The organism is Klebsiella sp. Sb-30, from assembly GCF_057652795.1.
The window spans coordinates 4,857,909-4,878,808 of the sequence record NZ_CM172749.1 but is presented as its reverse complement, the minus strand read 5'-3'; the positions used below and the strand labels follow the sequence as shown (position 1 = coordinate 4,878,808).

Sequence of the window (20,900 nt, the reverse complement as noted above, 5' to 3'; positions counted from 1 at the left end):
ACATCCTGTTGCTTACAGAAATGTGAATCATGCCGAAAACTGGCTCATGAAACCGCCATCGTTATCACAGATAGCGGAACTCGCACCGATGCGATATAACTAAAACAACGAGTTAACGCCACTGTAACCAGATGAGGTGGAGAATGTTAGAACAAGTATGTCAACTTGCACGGATTGCAGGTGATGCCATCATGGAAGTCTATGATGGAAAGCAGCCGATGGACGTTGCCAGCAAGAAGGACGATTCTCCGGTCACCGCGGCAGATCTCGCCGCGCACAAGGTGATTATGCATGGCCTGCTGGCGCTGACGCCCGATATCCCGGTGCTCTCTGAAGAAGATCCCCCCGGATGGGAGGTGCGGCAGCACTGGCAGCGCTACTGGCTGGTGGATCCGCTGGACGGCACCAAAGAATTTATTAAACGTAACGGTGAATTTACCGTCAATATTGCCTTGATTGAAAAAGGAAAACCGGTTCTTGGCGTGGTTTACGCGCCGGTCTTAAAAGTGCTGTACAGCGCGGAAGGCGGCAAGGCGTGGAAAGACGAATGCGGCATGCGCAAGCAGATTCAGGTGCGGGATGCCCGGCCGCCGCTGGTGGTGATCAGCCGCTCCCACGGTAACGATCCGGAACTGCAGGAGTACCTGGAACATATTGGCGAGCATCAGACCACGTCGATCGGTTCGTCACTGAAATTCTGCCTGGTAGCGGAAGGTCAGGCCCAGCTTTATCCGCGCTTTGGGCCAACCAGTACCTGGGATACCGCCGCTGGCCATGCCGTGGCGGTGGCTGCCGGGGCGCACGTTCACGACTGGCAGGGGCGCACTCTGGACTATACCCCGCGTGAATCCTTCCTGAACCCCGGCTTCCGGGTCTCTATTTACTAAGCAGTTTGTGCAGCAGGGCGACCACCTGCTGCACTTCATCCTGCGTGAGCGCGCCGTCTTTGGCCCACTGCACGCGACCGTCTTTATCCAGTACCACAATCGCTGAGCTCTCCTCCTGCAGCTGCCAGGCTTTACGGGCCAGGCCGTTGCTGTCGACAATAAACTGCGACCACGGGTAGAGCTGTTTGTTGCTCTCAATGCTGCTACGTACGAACATGCCGGAGCCTGGAATGGCGTCATCGGTATTGACGATGGTGGTGGTCTGGTAGCGGTCGTGCGGGAATTTGGCCGCCTTAATCGCCTCTATCAGAGTGGCATTTTTCTCTTTTGCCGACGTGCGTCCGGCGATGTGCTGCACCACGCGAACTTTTCCTGCCAGCAGCGAGCTATTCCAGTTTTTATAGCTAAACTTATCATTATCCAGAATTAATTCTCCCCGGTCGGCAATGCCAACCGGCGCGACGCGCTGGCCATCGACAAAATTATGCGCTGAGGCCATCAGCGGTAACAGGAGGCAGGAAACCGCCAGTAGCTTACGTAGGGTCATGATGAGTCCTTATTTTTATGCAGGTGATCCGACCACTTGGTCTCGTTTAAGCATAAATGCGATTTCCCGGCATTACACGCAATCAGGGTGCCAGTTTGCGTGTTAACGCACATATTCGAAGGAAATCGGCGACTTATACTAACTTCTACGTATGTTTGAAAAGAAAGTTCTTAATTATTGTCATCAAAAGGTAAATAAACTTATGCATGCTGGGTATTACAGAAGTTCTGGACTATAGTTTCAGGGCATTAAAATTTGCGCTCCCGAATCGTGGGCCAAGTGTGGCACCACAAGAGCGTAACCCTGGCAGGAGACAACAATGAAAATTTTCCAACGCTACAATCCGCTGCAAGTGGCGAAGTACGTGAAGATCCTGTTCCGTGGACGGTTATACATCAAGGATGTTGGCGCTTTTGAGTTTGATAAGGGCAAAATCCTTATCCCGAAGGTTAAAGACAAGCAGCATTTGTCTGTGATGTCTGAAGTCAATCGTCAGGTTCTGCGTCTGCAAACAGAGATGGCTTAACCTGAATAACGATATAGCTATGCGGTAAAAAAACGGCTCCTGATGGAGCCGTTGATGTTTCTGGCCTATCCCTTCATTTCCGCATAGCGTTTACGGTACTCGCCCGGCGGAATGCCGTTGTGTTTGCGGAAAATGCGCGTGAAATAGACCGGGTCTCCGTAACCGACCGACAGGGCGATTTTGTTAAGCGGCAGGGAAGTACTCTGGATCAGCCATCGCGCGCGGTTAATGCGTTGCGCCTCGCGCCAGGCGTATACCGTTTGCCCCAGCTCATTTTTGAACAGGTGCGCCAGTCGTGAAGGCGAGATAAAAACCATCGCTGCCAGGGTCTCAATCTTAATCTCCTGTGCAATATGCTCGTTAAGATAGTCACACACGGCGTTAATCCGCGGATCGTGAGCGTGGCGATTGCTGAGCGGCTGTCGCTGAAAGCAGCTCAGGATCAGGCGCTCCAGCGCATTCATCGCCAGCGCTTCAGAAAGCGGGACGGAAGCGGAATGATGGCGGATAACTTCATAGAAAAGATCGCGCAGATTTTGCAGCTGCTCAGGATCGTTGACCGTTGTTTTGCCGATGCCGTGGGTCGTTTGATCCCATTTCAGCCAGTCTATCCAGTAGGGCCGGGGGATAAAGTAGATCCATAAATGATCCCAGTGCTCGCTGTGTTCATCCCGTCCGTAATGGTGGGGAACACCGGGCGGGAAGAGCAGCAGATCGTTTGCACGAAACAGCAGGGAGCCGTCGCCCGCTTTCGCGCGCGCCTGGCCGCGCAGGGTCAGATTGATGATGTAACCTTTCATCCCCTGCGGGCGGTTAATGTAGTAGTCCAGCTTTGACCCGCGGGTGATGGGGGTAAAGCCGGCGACGACCCAGGCGTTGAAGGTAAAAGTCTTCATCAATGGCGAGAAATTCAGTAGCTCATTGATATCCAGTTCCATCGTTTCTCCCGCCTGAACGCCGCTGCCGCTTAACTTTCGATGATACTAAATTCCCATGCCTTGAGACGCAACGGCTGGCCGCAGCTGACCTCATCCCCGCTCAACAGCGCGTTGCCCGATGTCTCGCTGATAAACTCCAGCGGCTCGCCGGAGTAGTTGAACAGGAAGTGGATGCGGTTGCCGTTGCGGTTGCGCATCTGTTTAACCACCAGCGGATAGCGGTACGCCGACGTGCGCGAGCGCAGATCCAGGCCGGAGGTGAGGAGGTCAAACAGCTGACTAACCAGCGTTTTCTGCGGCAGGAAGCCCACGTAAATCGCCCGACCCTGGCCGTAATCCGCGTCGGTGGCGGCGGCATATTCGCCCCATGCCGGATGCTGATAGCGCAGTAGCGTGCGGGTACCGGAGTCCGGCGTCAGCAGCTCCATCCACAGTTCGGCCTGATTGTCTTTACTGCAATCAATGTCTGCGCAGCATGAACACACCGTGGTCTCTTCCGGCAGGGTAAACTGGCTGTAGCTCACGCCGCAGCTCTCGCGCAAAATCCCCGGCTGCGCGCCGGTTCGCACCTTGACGTTTTCATCGCTAAAGCCTGATTTAAAGCCGATCAGCGCTCTGCCGCCTTGTTCAATATAGCGATTGATGCGCGTAAGCAGGCCGTCATCTGCGGCGTAAAGTCCGGGCACGATCAGCACGCGGTAGCGCGAGGTCTCCTCATTAACATCATGGATAATGTCGACACTGATATTGTGGTCGTATAGCGCATCGTGGAAGCGGCGAAAAATATCGTTATAAATATTGCCCTGCGTATCGCCGGGGCGGAACTGATTGAGGGCGTCCATGGCTTCATTGCTCACCAGCAGCGCGACGTCGTTTTCTGCTTTCAGCTCCGCCAGCTGCGGCGACAGGCGGGCGAAGTCAGCCCCGATAGTGGTCGCTTCCTGCCAGGTGGCATTACGCGAGAAGTCGTGGCTTAACAGCCCTTTCCAGTAGGTCTCAAACGAGTTATGAATCGAATGCCAGTGCCAGTAGGAGACCATCGCCGCACCTGAGGCCACGTGGCTAAAGGCCTGCAGGCGCAGCTGCCCCGGGAAAGGGGTCCACTGGGCGAAGCCCTGCGCCTGGGTTTCCAGTACGAAGTAGTTTTTACCCTGCTTGAGTGAACGGGTAATGGCGCCGCCAAACGCGATTTCCCGCCCGGTCAGGTGCTTTTGGCTCGGGTGATAGATGTCGACACCGGCAATATCCAGCGCCTGCGCCGCCGCAAAGTGGTCGACTCGCGGCTGCACGCCATAGGAGTAGCCGCGCCATTCAAAATCGAAGTTGTGGGTGACGAACTGATGCGGCTGGGCATATTCGCGCACGATGTCCGCCTGCCAGGCGAGGTACCCGGTTACCTGCTGGCGCTGGTAGCGGGAGAACGCGCAGGCGAGGCTGGCGTTAATGGTATTTTCGACCGGCGGAAAATCCTGCCAGCTATCGATGCGGTTGCTCCAGTAGTCCAGACCAAAATCTTTATTCAACCTGGCGAGATCGGGATAGTGTTCCCGCAGACTGCGCACAAATCCTTCCTGCATATAGCGGCCGATATTATCGTAATGCTTGGTTTCGTTATCCAGCTGCCAGCCAATAATCGCCGGATGATGCTGCACGTGCGCCATCAGAGTACGGATAATCTTTTCGGCATAGCGGCGAAAAGTCGGGTTAACGATATCCATGATCTGTCGCGGGCCATATTTTTGCTGTCCGTCGACGGTGGTGACCAGAATGTCCGGATGTTTAGCCGCCAGCCAGGCCGGGACGGCGTAGGTCGGCGTACCGATAATCACCGCGATCCCCGCTTCATGCATGGCGTCCAGCACCCGGTCGATATGGTAGAAGTTATACTCGCCTTCCTGAGGCTCCAGCGTACTCCAGGTTGATTCGGCAATCCGCACCACGTTAATGCCCGTTTCGTGCATTAAGGCGATATCTTTCGCTAATCGATCTTCTGGCATATATTCATCGTAATACGCTACGCCATAAAATAAATCAGACATACAGGTTACCTCCTTAAATTAATGCACGGGTGCCGGCTGCGGGGAAAAAACGCGCGCTTTGTCCAGCGTAATAAATGAAATCAGCGTAAAGCACAGGGCGATACCGCCGAGTACGATATAGCTGCTGGTAAAGCCCATACTCTGATACATATGGCCGATGCCGGTAGAAAGAAAAATAGAGCTAAAGCTTTTAGAAAACTGGAAGCCAATTAAGTAAACGGTGGCGGACAGCATTGGGTTGAAATTGGCGAAGATATATTTTAATGCCGCAACCAGCAGCACCGAGCTTTCAAAGCCGTGCAGCAGTTTAATCAGGCTAATGGACACCGGGCCAATAGCCCAGGCCGAACCGATAATGCGCAGGCTCATAATCATCCCGCAGTACAGTAGGGCATTTTTCGGGCCGATTTTATTTACGAACCATGGGGCAAAGAACATCACGACGGCATCCAGGAAAATCTGACCGGTGGTTAAATAGCCGAAGACCTCCGCGCCGCGCGCTTTGCTCTCAAAGAAGTGGCTGTAATAGATAGCGAACTGCTGGTCGTAGGTTTCATATACCGCGCCGACGCCAATCATATAGATGGCGAAGAACCAGAATTTCTTCATTTTCAGCAGCGATGCGGCGTCGCTCAAGGTGACCGGCGAGGCTTTCCCGCTCGGCATCGCGCCCTGTTTATCCGCGCTAATCTGCATTTTCCAGACAATCACCAGCAGGCAAACTCCCGCACAGCTGGCCAGCCAGAAAATCATATTCTGGTCGATTCCGTAGAGTTTACCTGCCGCAAAGGTGCCGATAGCCGCGCCAATACCGCCAAACATTCGGGCGCGACCAAACTCAAACCCGGATGCGCGGCTGACTTTATCAATATAGGCTTCGCAAATACCGCAGCCAGCGCCATAGGCCATACCAATATAGATACCGCCCGCCAGCGCTCCGAGAAAAACATTAATTTTTAATAATGGCGCAAAGACGTAAATCCAGTAGGGGGCAAATAAAGTGATAATGATTGCCAGCATCCACATAAGGTTTTTACGATAGACCAGTTTGTCGGAGATGAATCCGAATAGTGGCTGGACACAAACGGCAATAATCGCAGTAAAGGAATAAACCAGACCGACATCAGTGTAATTAATACCGATGGTTTCCGTTAACCACAATGATAAATAAGGATAGCAGCATCCCCAGCCAATAAAGAAGAACAGGAAGAACAGACAGCTTATATAGTAATTTTTATTTGATTCAATCATGGTAATCCTCGCTCCCGTTGAACAGGAATATGATCGTGTAGACGCGAGCAAAGTTACCTTTTTGCGCGGAGGGGAGTCATGAACGTTTCGCTATGGAGTAGTAAAAATCTGCTATCGGCTGAGAGGCGTGAGCCGCTTCACATTCGGGCAATAAAAAAGGCGGAGTTTTCATCCGCCTTTTATGTTCGACCCAATATCTTACGCCGGCTCTTTATCGCTATTGGCGGCGTCCGGCTGTTTCGGTACCAGCACGGTTGGTTTATTGTCGATGCGCGTTACCAGCAGCTGGTCAATTCGGTAGTTGTCGATATCCACCACCTCGAATTTATAGCCGGAGAATTTCACCGCATCGGTGCGTTTCGGGATCTTACGCAGCATAAACATCATAAAACCGCCGATGGTCTCGTAGTTGCCGGACTGCGGGAATTCGTCGATATCCAGCACGCGCATGACGTCGTCAATCGGTGTACCGCCATCAATCAGCCATGAGTTCTCATCGCGAGCGACAATTTGCTCCTCCAGTCCCTGACCGACCAGATCGCCCATCAGCGTGGTCATCACGTCGTTGAGGGTGATAATCCCTACTACCAGCGCATATTCGTTCATGATCACCGCGAAGTCTTCACCGGCGGTTTTAAAGCTTTCCAGCGCTTCAGAGAGCGTCAGCGTATCCGGGACAATCAACGTATTGCGAATCTGTACGCCGCCGGTCAGCACCAGGCTTTGGTTCGCCAGCACGCGATTAAGCAGATCTTTAGAGTCCACGTAGCCGATGATGTGGTCGATATCTTCGTTACAGACCAGGAATTTGGAGTGCGGATGTTCCGCCACCTTGTTCTTCAGGCTCTGCTCGTCTTCGTGCAGATCGAACCAGATGATATTTTCACGCGAGGTCATGGACGACGGAACGGTACGCGATTCCAGCTCGAAAACGTTCTCAATCAGCTCATGTTCCTGCTTACGCAGCACCCCGGCCAGCGCGCCGGCTTCTACCACGGCGTAGATGTCGTCGGAAGTAATATCGTCTTTACGCACCATCGGTATTTTGAACAGACGGAAGATGTTGTTAGCCATGCCGTTGAACAACCACACCAGCGGGCGGAAGACCAGCAGGCAGAAGCGCATCGGGTTGATGATACGCAAAGCAACGGCTTCTGGCGCAATCATACCGATGCGTTTCGGGGTCAGGTCAGCGAACAGAATGAACAGGCTGGTGACCAGGGTAAAGGAGATGATAAAGCTCAATTGCTCTGAAAGCTCAGCCGACATGTACTGGCTCAGCAGGCTGTGAAACGCCGGCGAGAATGCCGCATCACCGACGATACCACCAAGAATGGCGACGGCGTTGAGGCCGATCTGTACGACGGTAAAGAAAGTGCCCGGGTTTTCCTGCATTTTGAGAACGCGTTGGGCGTTCACGTTGCCGTCATCGGCCAGCAGTTTGAGTTTGATCTTACGTGAAGCTGCCAGCGAGATCTCCGATATCGAAAAAAACGCACTGACAGCGATCAGACAAAGAATAACTAAAATACTATTTAACATAGTTTATCCAGCCGTTGAGGCCAGATCCTCGGAAGGGAAGTTGATAACTCTATAGTGGAATACATAAAAAACCGGTCCGAAGGCTCTGGACCGGCTATAACACAGGGTAGTATAGCGTAAGCGACTGTAAAGCCGCCAGAGCGTTAATTATTCACCTCAGCGATAAACGGTATTATGCCTGCGGGGGCAGACAGACGCCAATGCCTCCGATACCGCAGTAGCCGTACGGGTTTTTGTGCAGGTACTGCTGATGATCGTCCTCAGCGTAGTAAAACGGCTTCGCCGTGGCAATTTCCGTGGTGATTGTACGCGTGTCGTTGGCATCACGCATGGCGGCCTGGAAACGTGCCAGACTGGCCTTCGCCGCTTCATCCTGCTCTGGAGTCAGCGGATAGATGGCGGAGCGATACTGGGTGCCATGGTCATTACCCTGCTGCATGCCCTGGGCCGGATCGTGGTTCTCCCAGAAAACCTGCAGCAGCTGCGCGTAGCTGATGACCTGCGGATCGTACACAATGCGTACGGCTTCGGCATGGCCGGTGTCACCGGTACAGACTTCACGGTAGGTCGGGTTCGGCGTATAGCCGCCGGTATAGCCCGCGGCGGTGCTGTAGACGCCAGGCAACTGCCAGAACAGACGCTCCACGCCCCAGAAACAGCCCATCGCGAACAGGGCAACTTCCATTCCGTCCGGGACATTGGTCATGGAGTGGCCATTGACAGCGTGGAGTGTTGCCACTGGCATAGGGGTGTTGCGTCCTGGCAGCGCATCCGCCTGGGCGACAAGATGCGTTTTATCAAATAGACTCACGGTTGGCCTCTCAAAACATAAGTCGTGGTTAAGGTTGTAACGAAGCGTGTCTTTTTACACAATAAACATGCCCGATACGTCTAGATTTAAACATAAGAATTATTTGGTTTAGCGTTTCTTTTTCAACCCTATGTCGTTGGGGTTTTATTAAGCCGTGGAACGGCGCTTTCGTTTCCTTCGGGGGGAAACAAGGATATTCAGGAGAAAACGTGCTACAAATCCGCCAGTTATGTATCACCAGCCTTTTGCTGGTCAGCGGGGTCGCTAGCGCCGCGAGCGTGCGTTTGCAGGTTGAGGGGTTATCCGGAGAGCTGGAAAAAAACGTCCGAGCTCAACTTTCTACGATCCAGAGCGACGAAGTGACGCCGGATCGCCGCTTTCGTGCGCGCGTCGATGATGCGATTCGCGAAGGGTTGAAGGCCCTGGGATACTACGAACCGACAATCGTTTTCGACCTCCGTCCGCCGCCGAAAAAAGGCCGGCAGGTGCTGATTGCCAAAGTCACGCCAGGTGAACCGGTACGTATTGGCGGCACGGAAGTCATCCTGCGAGGCGGGGCGCGCACCGACCGTGACTATCTGGATTTGTTAAAAAAGCGCCCGGCTATCGGCACCGTCCTGGATCATGGCGATTATGATAGCTTCAAGAGCTCGCTCACTCACGTTGCGCTGCGTAAGGGCTACTTTGACAGCGAATTCATCAAAAGCCAACTCGGGGTTTCTCTCGACCGTCATCAGGCCTTCTGGGATATCGACTACAACAGCGGCGAGCGCTACCGCTTTGGTCCGGTCACTTTTGAAGGCTCGCAAATTCGCGACGAATATCTGCAAAACCTGGTGCCGTTCAAGCAGGGCGACTACTACACCTCGCAGGATCTCGCCGAACTCAACCGCCGCCTGGCGGCAACCGGCTGGTTCAGCTCCGTCGTTGTGGCGCCGCAGTTTGAAAAGTCCCGCAAGACTAAAGTTCTGCCTTTGCAGGGCGTGGTCTCCCCGCGTAAAGAGAATACCGTGGAAACCGGTGTCGGCTACTCAACCGACGTCGGGCCGCGGGTCAAAGGAACGTGGAAAAAGCCGTGGATGAACTCCTACGGACATAGCCTGACTTCCAGCCTCAGCCTTTCCGCTCCTGAACAGCAGCTTGATTTCAGCTATAAGGTGCCGCTGCTAAAAAGCCCGCTGGAGCAATACTACCTGGTGCAGGGCGGCTTTAAACGTACGGACCTCAACGATACGAAAGCCGACTCAACGACCCTCGGGGTATCACGTTTTTGGGAGATGTCGAGCGGCTGGCAGCGCGCGCTTAACCTGCGCTGGAGCCTTGACCACTTTACCCAGGCCAACGTCACCAACACCACGATGCTTATCTATCCCGGGGTGTCGGTAAACCGTACCCGCTCCCGCGGTGGCCTGATGCCGACCTGGGGTGACTCCCAGCGCTATTCGGTGGACTACTCCAACACCATGTGGGGCTCGGATATTAACTTCATCGTCGCCCAGGCGCAGGATGTGTGGATCCGCACGCTCTACGACCGCCACCGTTTTGTGGTGCGCGGCAACCTCGGCTGGATTGAAGCCGATGACTTCAACAAAGTCCCGCCGGATCTGCGTTTCTTCGCCGGTGGCGACCGCAGTATTCGCGGCTATAAATACAAATCGATCTCGCCGAAGGATGACGATGGCAAACTGATTGGTGCCTCGAAGCTGGCGACAGGTTCGCTGGAGTATCAGTACAACGTCAGCGGAAAATGGTGGGGCGCAGTCTTCGTCGACAGCGGCGAAGCGGTGAGCGATATCCGCAAAAGCGATTTTAAAACCGGCGCCGGCGTCGGCGTGCGCTGGCAGTCGCCGGTTGGCCCGATCAAGCTGGATATTGCCGCGCCGGTCGGCGACAAAGACGAACACGGTTTACAGTTTTACATCGGTCTGGGGCCTGAATTATGAGTTTATGGAAGAAGATAAGCCTCGGGGTACTGATCTTTTTGGTTCTGCTGCTGGGGACGGTCGCGTTCCTGGTCGGCACGACCAGCGGCCTGCACCTGGTGCTGAAGGCGGCGGACCGCTGGGTCCCCGGTCTGGAAATCGGCAAGGTGACCGGCGGCTGGCGTGACCTGACGCTGCAAAACGTCCGTTTTGCGCAGCCGGGCGTCGCGGTCACGGCCGGTCAGTTCCATCTGGCGGTCAAATTACAGTGCCTGTGGGACAGCAGCCTGTGCGTGAACGATATTTCGCTGCGCGATATCTACGTGGCGATCGACACCAGCAAGATGCCGCCTTCTGCGCCGGTAGAAGAGGAGGAGACGGGGCCGCTGAATCTTTCGACGCCGTATCCTGTGACGCTGAGCCGCATCGCGCTGCAAAACGTGAACGTCAAAATTGATAATACCGCCGTTTCGGTGCGGGACTTTTCCACCGGCCTGAACTGGCAGGAGAAGAATCTGACCCTGACGCCAACCTCGCTGCAGGGGCTGCTTATCGCCTTGCCGAAAGTGGCGAAAGTGGCGCAGGAGCAGGTGGTTGAACCGAAGATCGACAATCCGAAGCCGGAAGAAAAACCGCTCGGCGAGACGATGAAAGCGCTGTTCTCCCAGCCGGTGCTGCCGGAGATGACCGACGTTCATCTGCCGCTGAACCTGAATATCCAGTCGTTCCACGGCGAGCAGCTGCGCGTCACCGGCGATACCGACATGACCGTCTACAGCATGCTGCTGAAAGTCAGCAGCATCGACGGACACATGAAGCTGGATACGCTGGATATCGATTCCGATCAGGGCAAGATCAATGCCGCGGGCACCGCGCAACTGCAGGATAACTGGCCGGTAGACATCACCCTCAACAGTACGCTGAACATCGATCCGCTGAAAGGCGAAAAGGTGAAGCTGACCGTCGGCGGCGAAATGCGTAAAACGCTGCAGATCGGCGTGGATTTAGCCGGTTCCGTGGCGATGACGCTGCGTGCCGACGCGCAGCTGGCGGAAGCCGGACTGCCGCTGAATATGGAACTGAAGAGTAAACAGCTGTACTGGCCATTCAGCGGAGAAAAACAGTTCCAGGCCGACGATGTGCTGCTGAAATTTAATGGCAAGATGACCGACTACACCATGGCGTTCAGCACCGCGGTGAAGGGGCAATCGCTGCCGCCGGCGAAAATCACCCTCAATGCCAAAGGGAACGAACAGCAGGTGAACCTCGATAAGCTGACCGTTGCGGCGCTGGAGGGGAAAACCGAACTGAAAGCGCTGCTGGACTGGCAGCAGGCTATCAGCTGGCGCGGCGAGCTGACGCTCGACGGCATCAACACCGCCAAAGAGGTACCGGACTGGCCGTCGAAGCTGAACGGGATGATTAAAACGCAGGGTAGCCTGTACGGCGGGAGCTGGCAGATGTCGGTACCGGAGCTGAAAATCACCGGTAACGTTAAGCAGAACAAGGTCGATGTCAGCGGTTCACTGCAGGGTAACAGCTACATGCAGTGGAAAATCCCCGGTCTGCACCTGGCGTTGGGTAAGAACAGCGCCGAGGTGAAGGGAGAGCTGGGGGTGAAAGACCTCAACCTGGATGCCACCATCGATGCGCCCAATCTGGATAATGCGCTGCCGGGGCTGGGCGGCACGGCGAAGGGGCTGTTGAAGGTGCGCGGTACCGTTGATGCGCCGCAGCTGCTGGCGGATATCACCGCGCGTGCGCTGCGCTGGCAGGAGCTGACCGTTGCTCAGGTCAACGTCAAGGGCGACGTAAAGTCCAGCGACCAAATCGGCGGCAATCTTGATGTGCGCGTCGACCGGATCAGCCAGCCGGGGGTTAATATCAGCCTCGTGCAGCTGAATGCCAAAGGGAACGAAAAGCAACACGATCTGCAGTTGAAAGTGCAGGGCGATCCGGTTTCCGGGCAGCTGTCGCTGGCGGGGAGTTTCGATCGTAAAGAGGAACGCTGGAAAGGGACGCTGAGCAATACCCGCTTCCAGACGCCGGTAGGGCCGGTTTCCCTGACGCGCAACATCGCGCTGGATTACCGTAATCGCGAACAAAAAATCAGTATCGGGCCGCACTGCTGGGCTAACCCGAACGCCGAGCTGTGCGTGCCGCAGACCATCGACGCCGGTGCCAGCGGACGGGCGGTGGTGAATCTGAACCGCTTTGATCTGGCGATGTTGAAGCCGTTTATGCCGGAGGCGACCCAGGCCAGCGGCGTATTCAGCGGCAATGCGGATGTCAGCTGGGACACCACCAAAGAGGGGCTGCCGCAGGGCAAAGTGACGCTGAACGGTCGCAATGTCAAAGTCACCCAGATGGTCAACGATGCGCCGCTGCCGGTGGCCTTCGATACGTTGAACCTGACGGCCGAACTGCATAACAACCGTGCGCAGCTCGGCTGGCTGATTCGCCTGACCAACAACGGTCAGCTGGATGGCCAGGTGCAGATTACCGACCCGCAGGGGCGCCGTAACCTCGGCGGTAATGTGAATATCAATAACTTCTCGCTGGCGATGATTAACCCGATCTTCGCCCGCGGAGAGAAGGCGGAAGGGAAGCTCAATGCGAACCTGCGCCTCGGCGGCGATCTGCAAAACCCGCAGCTGTTTGGCCAGATGCAGTTGGGCGGTATCGACATCGACGGTAACTTTATGCCGTTTGATATGCAGCCGAGCCAGCTGGCGATGAACTTCAACGGCACCCGTTCAACGCTGCAGGGCACCGTGAATACCAAACAGGGCCAAATCAGTCTGAGCGGTAACGCCGACTGGACCCAGATTGACAACTGGCGTGCGCAGGTAGCGGCCAAAGGCAGCCGGGTTCGTATTACCGTGCCGCCGATGGTAAGGCTGGACGTTTCGCCGGATGTGGTCTTTACCGCTACCCCGAGTTTGTTTAGCCTTGATGGCAGCGTTGATGTTCCGTGGGCGCGTATCGTCGTCAACGATGTGCCGGAAAGTGCCGTTGGGGTCTCTTCTGATGAAGTGATGCTGGATAAAAATCTGCAGCCGATTCAGCAGCAGAGCGCCGGTATTCCCATCAACAGCAACCTGACGATTCACGTTGGTAACAACGTCCGTCTGAGCGCCTTCGGCCTGAAAGCGCGTCTGACCGGCGATTTGAAAGTGGCTCAGGATAAACAGGGGCTGGGACTGAACGGGCAGATTAATATCCCGGAAGGTCGCTTCCATGCCTACGGTCAGGACCTGATCGTACGTAAAGGCGAGCTGCTGTTCTCCGGTCCGCCGGATCAGCCGCTGTTGAATATCGAAGCCATTCGTAACCCGGATGCCACAGAAGACGACGTGATCGCTGGCGTTCGCGTCACTGGTTCGGCCGATCAGCCGAAAGCAGAGATTTTCTCTGACCCGGTCATGTCGCAGCAAGAAGCGCTTTCTTACCTGCTGAGAGGACAGGGTTTAAGCAGCGGACAGAGCGATAGTGCCGCAATGACTTCAATGCTTATTGGTATGGGGGTTGCACAAAGTGGTCAGGTTGTGGGTAAAATCGGCGAGACGTTTGGCGTAAGCAATCTGGCGCTGGATACCGAGGGAGTGGGCGACTCCTCCCAGGTGGTGGTCAGCGGCTATGTACTGCCAGGTCTGCAGGTAAAATATGGGGTAGGGATCTTTGATTCCCTGGCGACGTTGACGTTACGCTATCGCCTGATGCCTAAGCTATATATGGAAGCGGTGTCTGGCGTAGACCAGGCTCTCGATTTGCTCTATCAGTTTGAGTTTTAGCAATGCGAATATTTGTTTACGGCAGTTTACGACGCAAACAAGGCAACAGCCACTGGATGACCAACGCTCAGTGGCTGGGCGATCATAGTGTCAACGATTATCAGCTGTACAGCCTGGGCCACTATCCAGGCGCGGTGCCTGGCGAAGGCACAGTACATGGTGAAGTGTATCGTATTGACGCATCAACGCTGGCCGAACTGGACGCGCTGCGCACCAAGGGCGGTGAGTACGCACGTCACCTGATCCAGACGCCTTATGGCAGCGCATGGATGTATGTCTATCAGCGCCCCGTAGAGGGCTTTACGCTGATAGAGAACGGCAACTGGTTAGACAGAGACCAGTATTAACCACGACAACGCCACCTTCGGGTGGCGTTGTTTTTTTATGTCTGCCATTCACCTGGCACAGGACAATGGCAGACATAAAAAACCTTATTAACCGACCGGCGGAAAGGTCTATGGCACTGGCACCGTTTGTTCCCCGGTGGCGCTGCGCTTAGCGGGGCTACGGGTAAGTGCGGTGTTTGGGGTTGGTTGCCCGGAGTGGTGCCCTGGAGGCTGTGGCACTGGCACCGTTTGTTCCCCGGTGGCGCTGCGCTTAGCGGGGCTACGGGTAAGTGCGGTGTTTGGGGTTGGTTGCCCGGAGTGGTGCCCTGGAGGCTGTGGCACTGGCACCGTTTGTTCCCCGGTGGCGCTGCGCTTGCCGGGGCTACGGGTAAGGGCCGGTGTTTGGGTTGGTTGCCCGGAGTGATGCCCTGGAGGCTGTGGCACTGGCACCGTTTATTCCCCGGTGGCGCTGTGCTTACCGGGGCTACGGGTAAGAGCCGGTGTTTGGGTTGGTTGCCCGGAGTGATGCCCTGGAGGCTGTGGCACTGGCACCGTTTGTTCCCCGGTGGCGCTGCGCTTACCGGGGCTACGGGTAAGTGCGGTGTTTGGGTTGGTTGCCCGGAATGATGTCTGCGAGTATTTGTAGCCCGGGTAAGGCGTGAGCCGCCACCCGGGAAATGGCTCCGTGTCAGAAACAAAAACACCGCCCTGAGGCGGTGTTTTCGACAATCTGAGTGCGGCAGAATTACTTCTTAGCGCGCTCGAAGGAAGCAATGATTTCAGCTTTAGCCGCTTCAGCATTGTCCCAACCGTCAACTTTCACCCATTTGCCTTTTTCCAGGTCTTTGTAGTGCTCGAAGAAGTGGGTGATCTGTGCTTTCAGCAGTTCCGGCAGGTCGTTCACATCTTTGATGTGATCGTACTCTTTGCTCAGCTTGGTGTGCGGTACAGCAACCAGTTTCGCATCTTCACCAGATTCGTCGGTCATCTTCAGTACGCCAACCGGACGGCAGCGGATCACAGAGCCTGGCTCCAGCGGATACGGCGTCGGGACCAGTACGTCAACCGGGTCGCCGTCCAGAGACAGGGTGTGGTTGATATAGCCGTAGTTGCACGGATAGAACATCGCAGTGGACATGAAGCGATCAACGAACAGCGCGCCGCTCTCTTTGTCGACTTCGTATTTGATTGGGTCTGCGTTAGCCGGGATCTCGATCACGACGTAGATGTCTTCCGGCAGATCTTTACCCGCAGGTACGTTGAGTAAGCTCATGTCTGTTTCCTTTAAAATGTATGGCAAACAAGTGCCTGGTATTATAGCCAACTCACATCGAATGTCTTGGCTTCTTTTTATTTTGCCCGCCGGTAATCAGTCTGAATTTCCCCCTGAAAAACAACCTGAAAATCCATAAACATAGCCGCATCCTGAATAAAACAATGTAACCGTTTACATTGCATCTGTTTGATTTCTCAACGTGCGCAAAATTTCACCTCATGCGTCGGCAGATACGAGCTGCGGGAAGCCTTATCCGCTCTCAGCTGGATTAAATCACGGGAATTAACATTTAATTTACTTTTTCGAAGTGTGATGTAACGCATTCAGTTACATCACGAGTTGTCTATAGTTTGTCCGCAGATGACGGTTTAATCCAAAGTAACCCGATGAGGACCTTTTTATGTGGAAGCGCTTACTTCTTGTCACAGCAGTTTCCGCAGCTATGTCGTCTATGGCAATGGCTGCCCCTCTGACCGTAGGATTTTCGCAGGTCGGATCTGAATCCGGCTGGCGTGCGGCCGAAACCAACGTTGCGAAAGAGGAGGCCGCCAAACGCGGAATCACTCTGAAGATTGCCGACGGCCAGCAAAAACAGGAAAACCAGATTAAAGCCGTTCGCTCCTTTATCGCCCAGGGCGTCGACGCCATCTTTATCGCGCCAGTCGTGGCGACCGGCTGGGAACCGGTGTTGAAAGAGGCCAAAGAGGCCAAAATTCCGGTATTCCTGCTCGACCGCTCGATTGATGTCAAAGACAAAGATCTCTACATGACCACCGTCACCGCCAATAACGTGCTTGAAGGTCAGCTGATTGGTGACTGGCTGGTGAAAACGGTCGACGGCAAGCCGTGTAACGTGGTTGAGCTGCAGGGCACCGTTGGTGCCAGCGTAGCGATCGATCGTAAGAAAGGGTTTGCTGACGTTATCGCCAAAACGCCAAACATCAAAATCATTCGCTCTCAGTCCGGCGACTTTACCCGCAGCAAAGGCAAAGAGGTGATGGAGAGCTTTATTAAAGCGGAAAATAACGGCAAGAACATCTGCATGGTCTTTGCCCATAACGATGACATGGTTATTGGCGCGATTCAGGCCATTAAAGAAGCCGGGCTGAAACCGGGTAAAGATATCCTCACCGGCTCAATTGACGGCGTCCCGGATATTTATAAAGCGATGATGGCGGGGGAAGCGAACGCCAGCGTCGAGCTGACGCCAAATATGGCCGGCCCCGCATTTGATGCGCTGGAGAAATATAAAAAGGACGGCACGCTGCCAGAGAAGCTGACCATCACCAAATCGACGCTTTATCTGCCGGATACGGCGAAAGAAGAGCTCGAGAAGAAGAAAAACATGGGCTACTGAGTCCGTCGGGAGAAGCAATAACCAGGCGATGTGCCGCATCGCCTGAATGGCTCCCCGGCTAATGCTGGCGGTCATCGATCCGCGCCTGTCGGTAGCCCGGTCAGCGTTGTGCGACCGGGAGCCGTCTTTCATCCTCTGAAGGTGAGACTGAATATGAACGCCGAGGTAAGCCAGGAAATCCTTCGCACGGAAGGGCTTAGCAAGTTTTTCCCCGGCGTCAAAGCGCTGGATAATGTCAATTTCAGTCTGCGGCGCGGTGAAATCATGGCGCTGCTGGGCGAAAACGGGGCGGGTAAATCCACATTGATTAAAGCCCTCACCGGCGTGTACCACGCCGATCGCGGGGCGATCTGGCTGGAGGGGCAGGAAATATCGCCGAAAAATACCGCTCATGCCCAGCAACTGGGCATCGGGACGGTTTATCAGGAGGTTAACCTGCTGCCAAACATGTCGGTGGCGGACAATCTGTTCCTCGGACGTGAACCCCGTCGTTTTGGCCTGCTACGGCGCAAAGAGATGGAAAAGCGCGCCACCGCGCTGATGGCCTCCTACGGTTTTTCCCTCGACGTTCGCGAACCGCTGAACCGCTTTTCGGTAGCGATGCAGCAAATCGTCGCGATTTGTCGGGCCATCGACCTGTCGGCCAGAGTGCTGATCCTCGATGAACCGACCGCCAGTCTGGACACCCAGGAAGTGGAGATGCTCTTCACCCTGATGCGCCAGCTGCGCGACGATGGCGTCAGCCTGATTTTCGTCACCCACTTCCTCGATCAGGTGTATGCCGTCAGCGACCGGATTACCGTTCTGCGCAACGGCGGTTTTGTCGGCTGCCGGGAAACCCGCGAATTGCCGCAGATCGAGTTAGTGAAGATGATGCTTGGCCGCGAGCTTGAGCACGATGCCCTGCATCGCGCGGGTCGTACTTTACTGAGCGACAAACCGGTCGCCGCCTTTGAGGGCTTTGGCAAGAAAGGCGTTATTGCGCCGTTTGACCTTCAGGTTCGTCCCGGCGAGATCGTCGGTCTGGCGGGACTGCTCGGATCCGGACGCACGGAAACTGCCGAGGTTATTTTCGGCATCAAACCGGCAGACAGCGGCACCGCGTGGATCAAAGGTAAAGCGCAGGGGCTGCGTTCGCCGCACCAGGCGTCAAGCCTGGGCATCGGCTTCTGTCCTGAGGATCGTAAAACCGACGGGATTATTGCCGCGGCATCGGTGCGGGAAAATATAGTCCTGGCGCTGCAGGCGCAGCGCGGCTGGCTGCGGCCGATTCCGCGACGCGAGCAAAATGACATTGCCGAACGCTTTATCCGCCAGCTCGGTATTCGCACCCCCAGCGCCGAACAGCCGATCGAATTTCTCTCCGGCGGCAATCAGCAGAAGGTGCTGCTTTCCCGTTGGCTGCTGACCAAACCGCAGTTCCTGATCCTCGATGAGCCGACGCGCGGGATCGATGTTGGCGCCCATGCGGAGATCATCCGCCTGATCGAAACCCTGTGCGCCGATGGTCTGGCGCTGCTGGTCATCTCCTCGGAGCTGGAAGAGCTGGTGGGCTATGCCGATCGGGTGATTATTATGCGCGATCGTAAGCAGGTAGCGGAGATCCCGCTAGCCGAGCTTTCTGTCCCGGCGATCATGAACGCTATTGCGGCATAAGGAGTAACCCATGATGCCTCGATCAGTTCCACAAACCGGCCAGCCAAAGCGGCGCTTCAGCTGGCCGAAAGGTATGCCGCAAATTATCGCCCTGATCCTCGTGCTGGTGGTGGATAGCTTCGTGGCGCCGCACTTCTTTCAGATTGTGTTACAGGACGGGCGCCTGTTCGGCAGCCCGATTGATATTCTCAACCGCGCGGCGCCGGTGGCGCTGCTGGCAATAGGTATGACGCTGGTGATTGCTACCGGCGGAATCGATCTGTCGGTTGGCGCGGTGATGGCGATTGCCGGCGCGACAGCGGCCTCGATGACCGTTGCCGGACACAGTCTGCCGGTGGTGCTGCTGGCCTCCCTGGCGGCGGGGGCGCTGGCGGGCTTATGGAACGGTATTCTGGTCGCGATCCTGAAGATCCAGCCTTTCGTGGCCACGCTGATTCTGATGGTTGCCGGGCGCGGCGTCGCGCAGCTGATTACCTCCGGGCAGATCGTGACCTTCGATTCACCGCACCTGGCCTGGCTCGGGAGCGGTTCGCTGCTGCTGTTGCCGACACCGGTCCTGATCGCGGCCGCGACGCTGCTGCTGTTTTGGCTGTTCACCCGTAAAACGGCGCTGGGGATGTTTATCGAAGCGGTGGGGATCAACATTCGGGCAGCGAAAAACGCCGGCGTGAATACCCGGATTGTGGTGATGCTGGCCTATGTGCTGAGCGGTATCTGCGCGGCGATTGCCGGAATAATCGTGGCGGCAGACATTCGCGGTGCCGATGCCAATAACGCCGGGCTGTGGCTGGAGCTGGATGCCATCCTGGCGGTGGTGATCGGCGGCGGATCGCTGATGGGCGGGCGCTTTAACCTGCTACTTTCGGTGGTCGGAGCCCTGATCATCCAGGGAATGAATACCGGGATCCTGCTGTCGGGCTTCCCGCCGGAGATGAATCAGGTGGTGAAGGCGGTGGTGGTTCTGTGCGTATTGATCGTCCAGTCGCCGCGCTTTATTGGCTTACTGAAAGGAGTACGCGGCCATGATAAAACGTAATTTACCGTTGATGATCACCCTGGCCGTCTTTGTGCTGGGCTATCTGTACTGCCTGACCCAGTTTCCCGGCTTTGCTTCGACGCGGGTTATCTGCAACATCCTGACTGACAACGCCTTTCTGGGCATCATTGCCGTCGGCATGACCTTCGTGATCCTCTCCGGCGGGATCGATCTTTCGGTCGGATCGGTTATCGCCTTCACCGGCGTGTTTCTGGCGAAGGCCATTGGTGCCTGGGGCGTCGATCCGCTGCTGGCATTCCCGCTGGTGCTGGCGATGGGCTGCGGGTTTGGTGCGCTGATGGGCTGGCTGATCGATGCGCTGAAAATCCCGGCGTTTATTATTACTCTCGCCGGGATGTTCTTTCTGCGCGGCGTCAGCTATCTGGTGTCCGAAGAGTCGATTCCTATCGATCATCCGCTGTATGACACCCTGTCCGGGCTGGCGTGGACGATTCCCGGCGGCGGACGTCTGAGCGCAATGGGGCTGCTGATGCTGCTGGTGGTGGTGGCGGGTATCTTTATGGCCCATCGCACCCGCTTCGGTAACCAGGTTTACGCCATCGGCGGTAGCGCGGTCTCGGCGAACCTGATGGGCATTTCGACCCGCAGTACGACCATTCGAATTTATATGCTGTCCACCGGGCTGGCGACGCTGGCGGGGATCGTGTTTTCTGTCTATACCCAGGCCGGGTATGCTCTCGCCGGCGTTGGCGTTGAGCTGGATGCGATCGCATCGGTGGTGATTGGCGGCACGCTGTTGAGCGGCGGCGTCGGGACGGTGCTGGGAACGCTGTTCGGGGTGGCGATTCAGGGGCTGATTCAGACCTACATTAACTTCGACGGCACCCTGAGCTCATGGTGGACAAAAATTGCCATCGGGATTTTGCTGTTTGTTTTTATCGCCTTGCAGCGTGGTCTGACGGTGCTGTGGGAAAACCGGCAGAACTCCCCGGTTACCCGGGTGAGCGGAACGGCGCATCGTTAGCGGAAAA

Annotated in this window: 16 protein-coding genes; 9 read left to right on the top strand and 7 right to left on the bottom strand. The window is 55.8% G+C overall.

Annotation, left to right across the window (positions count from 1 at the left end):
- The first annotated feature begins 143 nt into the window (after positions 1-143).
- A complete protein-coding gene (gene cysQ, locus AC236I_RS22770) occupies positions 144-887 on the top strand; it encodes a 3'(2'),5'-bisphosphate nucleotidase CysQ (protein ID WP_004857157.1) in 744 nt (247 codons plus the stop codon).
- On the opposite strand, the gene AC236I_RS22765 is transcribed toward cysQ, so the two are convergent.
- Positions 877-1,434: a YtfJ family protein gene (locus AC236I_RS22765; RefSeq protein ID WP_004857159.1), complete on the bottom strand. Its 558-nt coding sequence runs from the start codon at positions 1,432-1,434 to the stop codon at positions 877-879. The genes cysQ and AC236I_RS22765 overlap by 11 nt on opposite strands.
- A 319-nt stretch (positions 1,435-1,753) precedes the next feature.
- Here AC236I_RS22765 and AC236I_RS22760 point away from each other — a divergent pair, with 319 nt between their 5' ends.
- Positions 1,754-1,960 carry a DUF1107 domain-containing protein gene (locus AC236I_RS22760; protein ID WP_004857160.1) on the top strand — a complete coding sequence of 69 codons (207 nt, stop codon included), beginning with the start codon at positions 1,754-1,756 and terminating at the stop codon, positions 1,958-1,960.
- Between the two features lie 65 nt (positions 1,961-2,025).
- On the opposite strand, the gene araC is transcribed toward AC236I_RS22760, so the two are convergent.
- The 5 genes from araC to msrA all read right to left on the bottom strand — a co-directional run bounded on the left by araC (position 2,026) and on the right by msrA (position 8,541).
- The gene (araC, locus tag AC236I_RS22755; RefSeq protein WP_044348254.1) at positions 2,026-2,898 is read right to left on the bottom strand and encodes an arabinose operon transcriptional regulator AraC; all 873 of its coding nucleotides are present in this window, start codon (positions 2,896-2,898) and stop codon (positions 2,026-2,028) included.
- A gap of 29 nt (positions 2,899-2,927) precedes the next feature.
- The gene (locus tag AC236I_RS22750) at positions 2,928-4,937 is read right to left on the bottom strand and encodes a beta-galactosidase (RefSeq protein ID WP_281011496.1); all 2,010 of its coding nucleotides are present in this window, start codon (positions 4,935-4,937) and stop codon (positions 2,928-2,930) included.
- Between the two features lie 18 nt (positions 4,938-4,955).
- Positions 4,956-6,188 carry an oligosaccharide MFS transporter gene (locus tag AC236I_RS22745; RefSeq protein ID WP_015585310.1) on the bottom strand — a complete coding sequence of 411 codons (1,233 nt, stop codon included), beginning with the start codon at positions 6,186-6,188 and terminating at the stop codon, positions 4,956-4,958.
- Between the two features lie 198 nt (positions 6,189-6,386).
- On the bottom strand, positions 6,387-7,730 hold the full coding sequence (gene paeA / locus AC236I_RS22740; RefSeq protein ID WP_004857167.1) for a polyamine export protein PaeA: 1,344 nt from the start codon (positions 7,728-7,730) through the stop codon (positions 6,387-6,389).
- 172 nt (positions 7,731-7,902) lie between these two features.
- Positions 7,903-8,541 carry a peptide-methionine (S)-S-oxide reductase MsrA gene (gene msrA / locus AC236I_RS22735; protein ID WP_004857168.1) on the bottom strand — a complete coding sequence of 213 codons (639 nt, stop codon included), beginning with the start codon at positions 8,539-8,541 and terminating at the stop codon, positions 7,903-7,905.
- A gap of 209 nt (positions 8,542-8,750) precedes the next feature.
- Between msrA and tamA the strand changes: the two genes are divergently transcribed.
- From tamA to AC236I_RS22720, 3 genes are read left to right on the top strand one after another with little or no spacing between them, the layout of a single operon-like run.
- Positions 8,751-10,484 carry an autotransporter assembly complex protein TamA gene (gene tamA / locus AC236I_RS22730; RefSeq protein ID WP_004857170.1) on the top strand — a complete coding sequence of 578 codons (1,734 nt, stop codon included), beginning with the start codon at positions 8,751-8,753 and terminating at the stop codon, positions 10,482-10,484.
- Positions 10,481-14,257: an autotransporter assembly complex protein TamB gene (gene tamB, locus AC236I_RS22725; RefSeq protein WP_004857172.1), complete on the top strand. Its 3,777-nt coding sequence runs from the start codon at positions 10,481-10,483 to the stop codon at positions 14,255-14,257. Before tamA ends, tamB begins: the two co-directional genes overlap by 4 nt.
- Positions 14,258-14,259: 2 nt before the next feature.
- Complete coding sequence (locus AC236I_RS22720) at positions 14,260-14,604, top strand: gamma-glutamylcyclotransferase family protein (protein WP_004857174.1); 345 nt, start codon at positions 14,260-14,262, stop codon at positions 14,602-14,604.
- A 724-nt stretch (positions 14,605-15,328) separates the two neighbouring features.
- On the opposite strand, the gene ppa is transcribed toward AC236I_RS22720, so the two are convergent.
- Positions 15,329-15,856 (bottom strand): inorganic diphosphatase, encoded by a 528-nt coding sequence (gene ppa / locus AC236I_RS22715; protein WP_004857176.1) that lies wholly within the window; start codon positions 15,854-15,856, stop codon positions 15,329-15,331.
- Positions 15,857-16,259: 403 nt separating this feature from the next.
- On the opposite strand from ppa, the gene ytfQ reads away from it, so the two are divergent.
- From ytfQ to yjfF, 4 genes are all read left to right on the top strand, one after another.
- Positions 16,260-17,216, top strand: coding sequence for a galactofuranose ABC transporter, galactofuranose-binding protein YtfQ (gene ytfQ, locus AC236I_RS22710; protein ID WP_004857179.1), 957 nt, complete (start codon positions 16,260-16,262; stop codon positions 17,214-17,216).
- 153 nt (positions 17,217-17,369) lie between these two features.
- The gene (ytfR, locus tag AC236I_RS22705) at positions 17,370-18,872 is read left to right on the top strand and encodes a galactofuranose ABC transporter, ATP-binding protein YtfR (protein WP_004857182.1); all 1,503 of its coding nucleotides are present in this window, start codon (positions 17,370-17,372) and stop codon (positions 18,870-18,872) included.
- A gap of 10 nt (positions 18,873-18,882) precedes the next feature.
- The gene (gene ytfT, locus AC236I_RS22700; RefSeq protein WP_004857188.1) at positions 18,883-19,908 is read left to right on the top strand and encodes a galactofuranose ABC transporter, ATP-binding protein YtfT; all 1,026 of its coding nucleotides are present in this window, start codon (positions 18,883-18,885) and stop codon (positions 19,906-19,908) included.
- Positions 19,895-20,893 carry a galactofuranose ABC transporter, permease protein YjfF gene (yjfF, locus tag AC236I_RS22695; RefSeq protein WP_004857190.1) on the top strand — a complete coding sequence of 333 codons (999 nt, stop codon included), beginning with the start codon at positions 19,895-19,897 and terminating at the stop codon, positions 20,891-20,893. Before ytfT ends, yjfF begins: the two co-directional genes overlap by 14 nt.
- The last annotated feature ends 7 nt before the right edge of the window (positions 20,894-20,900 follow it).

Coding starts and splice junctions, on each gene's coding strand:
- araC (WP_044348254.1), bottom strand. CDS start 2,898: ATGGAACTGGATATCAATGAGCTACTGAATTTCTCGCCATTGATGAAG.
- AC236I_RS22745 (WP_015585310.1), bottom strand. CDS start 6,188: ATGATTGAATCAAATAAAAATTACTATATAAGCTGTCTGTTCTTCCTG.
- AC236I_RS22720 (WP_004857174.1), top strand. CDS start 14,260: ATGCGAATATTTGTTTACGGCAGTTTACGACGCAAACAAGGCAACAGC.
- ppa (WP_004857176.1), bottom strand. CDS start 15,856: ATGAGCTTACTCAACGTACCTGCGGGTAAAGATCTGCCGGAAGACATC.
- ytfR (WP_004857182.1), top strand. CDS start 17,370: ATGAACGCCGAGGTAAGCCAGGAAATCCTTCGCACGGAAGGGCTTAGC.
- cysQ (WP_004857157.1), top strand. CDS start 144: ATGTTAGAACAAGTATGTCAACTTGCACGGATTGCAGGTGATGCCATC.
- yjfF (WP_004857190.1), top strand. CDS start 19,895: ATGATAAAACGTAATTTACCGTTGATGATCACCCTGGCCGTCTTTGTG.
- tamB (WP_004857172.1), top strand. CDS start 10,481: ATGAGTTTATGGAAGAAGATAAGCCTCGGGGTACTGATCTTTTTGGTT.
- ytfT (WP_004857188.1), top strand. CDS start 18,883: ATGATGCCTCGATCAGTTCCACAAACCGGCCAGCCAAAGCGGCGCTTC.
- paeA (WP_004857167.1), bottom strand. CDS start 7,730: ATGTTAAATAGTATTTTAGTTATTCTTTGTCTGATCGCTGTCAGTGCG.
- AC236I_RS22765 (WP_004857159.1), bottom strand. CDS start 1,434: ATGACCCTACGTAAGCTACTGGCGGTTTCCTGCCTCCTGTTACCGCTG.
- AC236I_RS22760 (WP_004857160.1), top strand. CDS start 1,754: ATGAAAATTTTCCAACGCTACAATCCGCTGCAAGTGGCGAAGTACGTG.
- AC236I_RS22750 (WP_281011496.1), bottom strand. CDS start 4,937: ATGTCTGATTTATTTTATGGCGTAGCGTATTACGATGAATATATGCCA.
- ytfQ (WP_004857179.1), top strand. CDS start 16,260: ATGTGGAAGCGCTTACTTCTTGTCACAGCAGTTTCCGCAGCTATGTCG.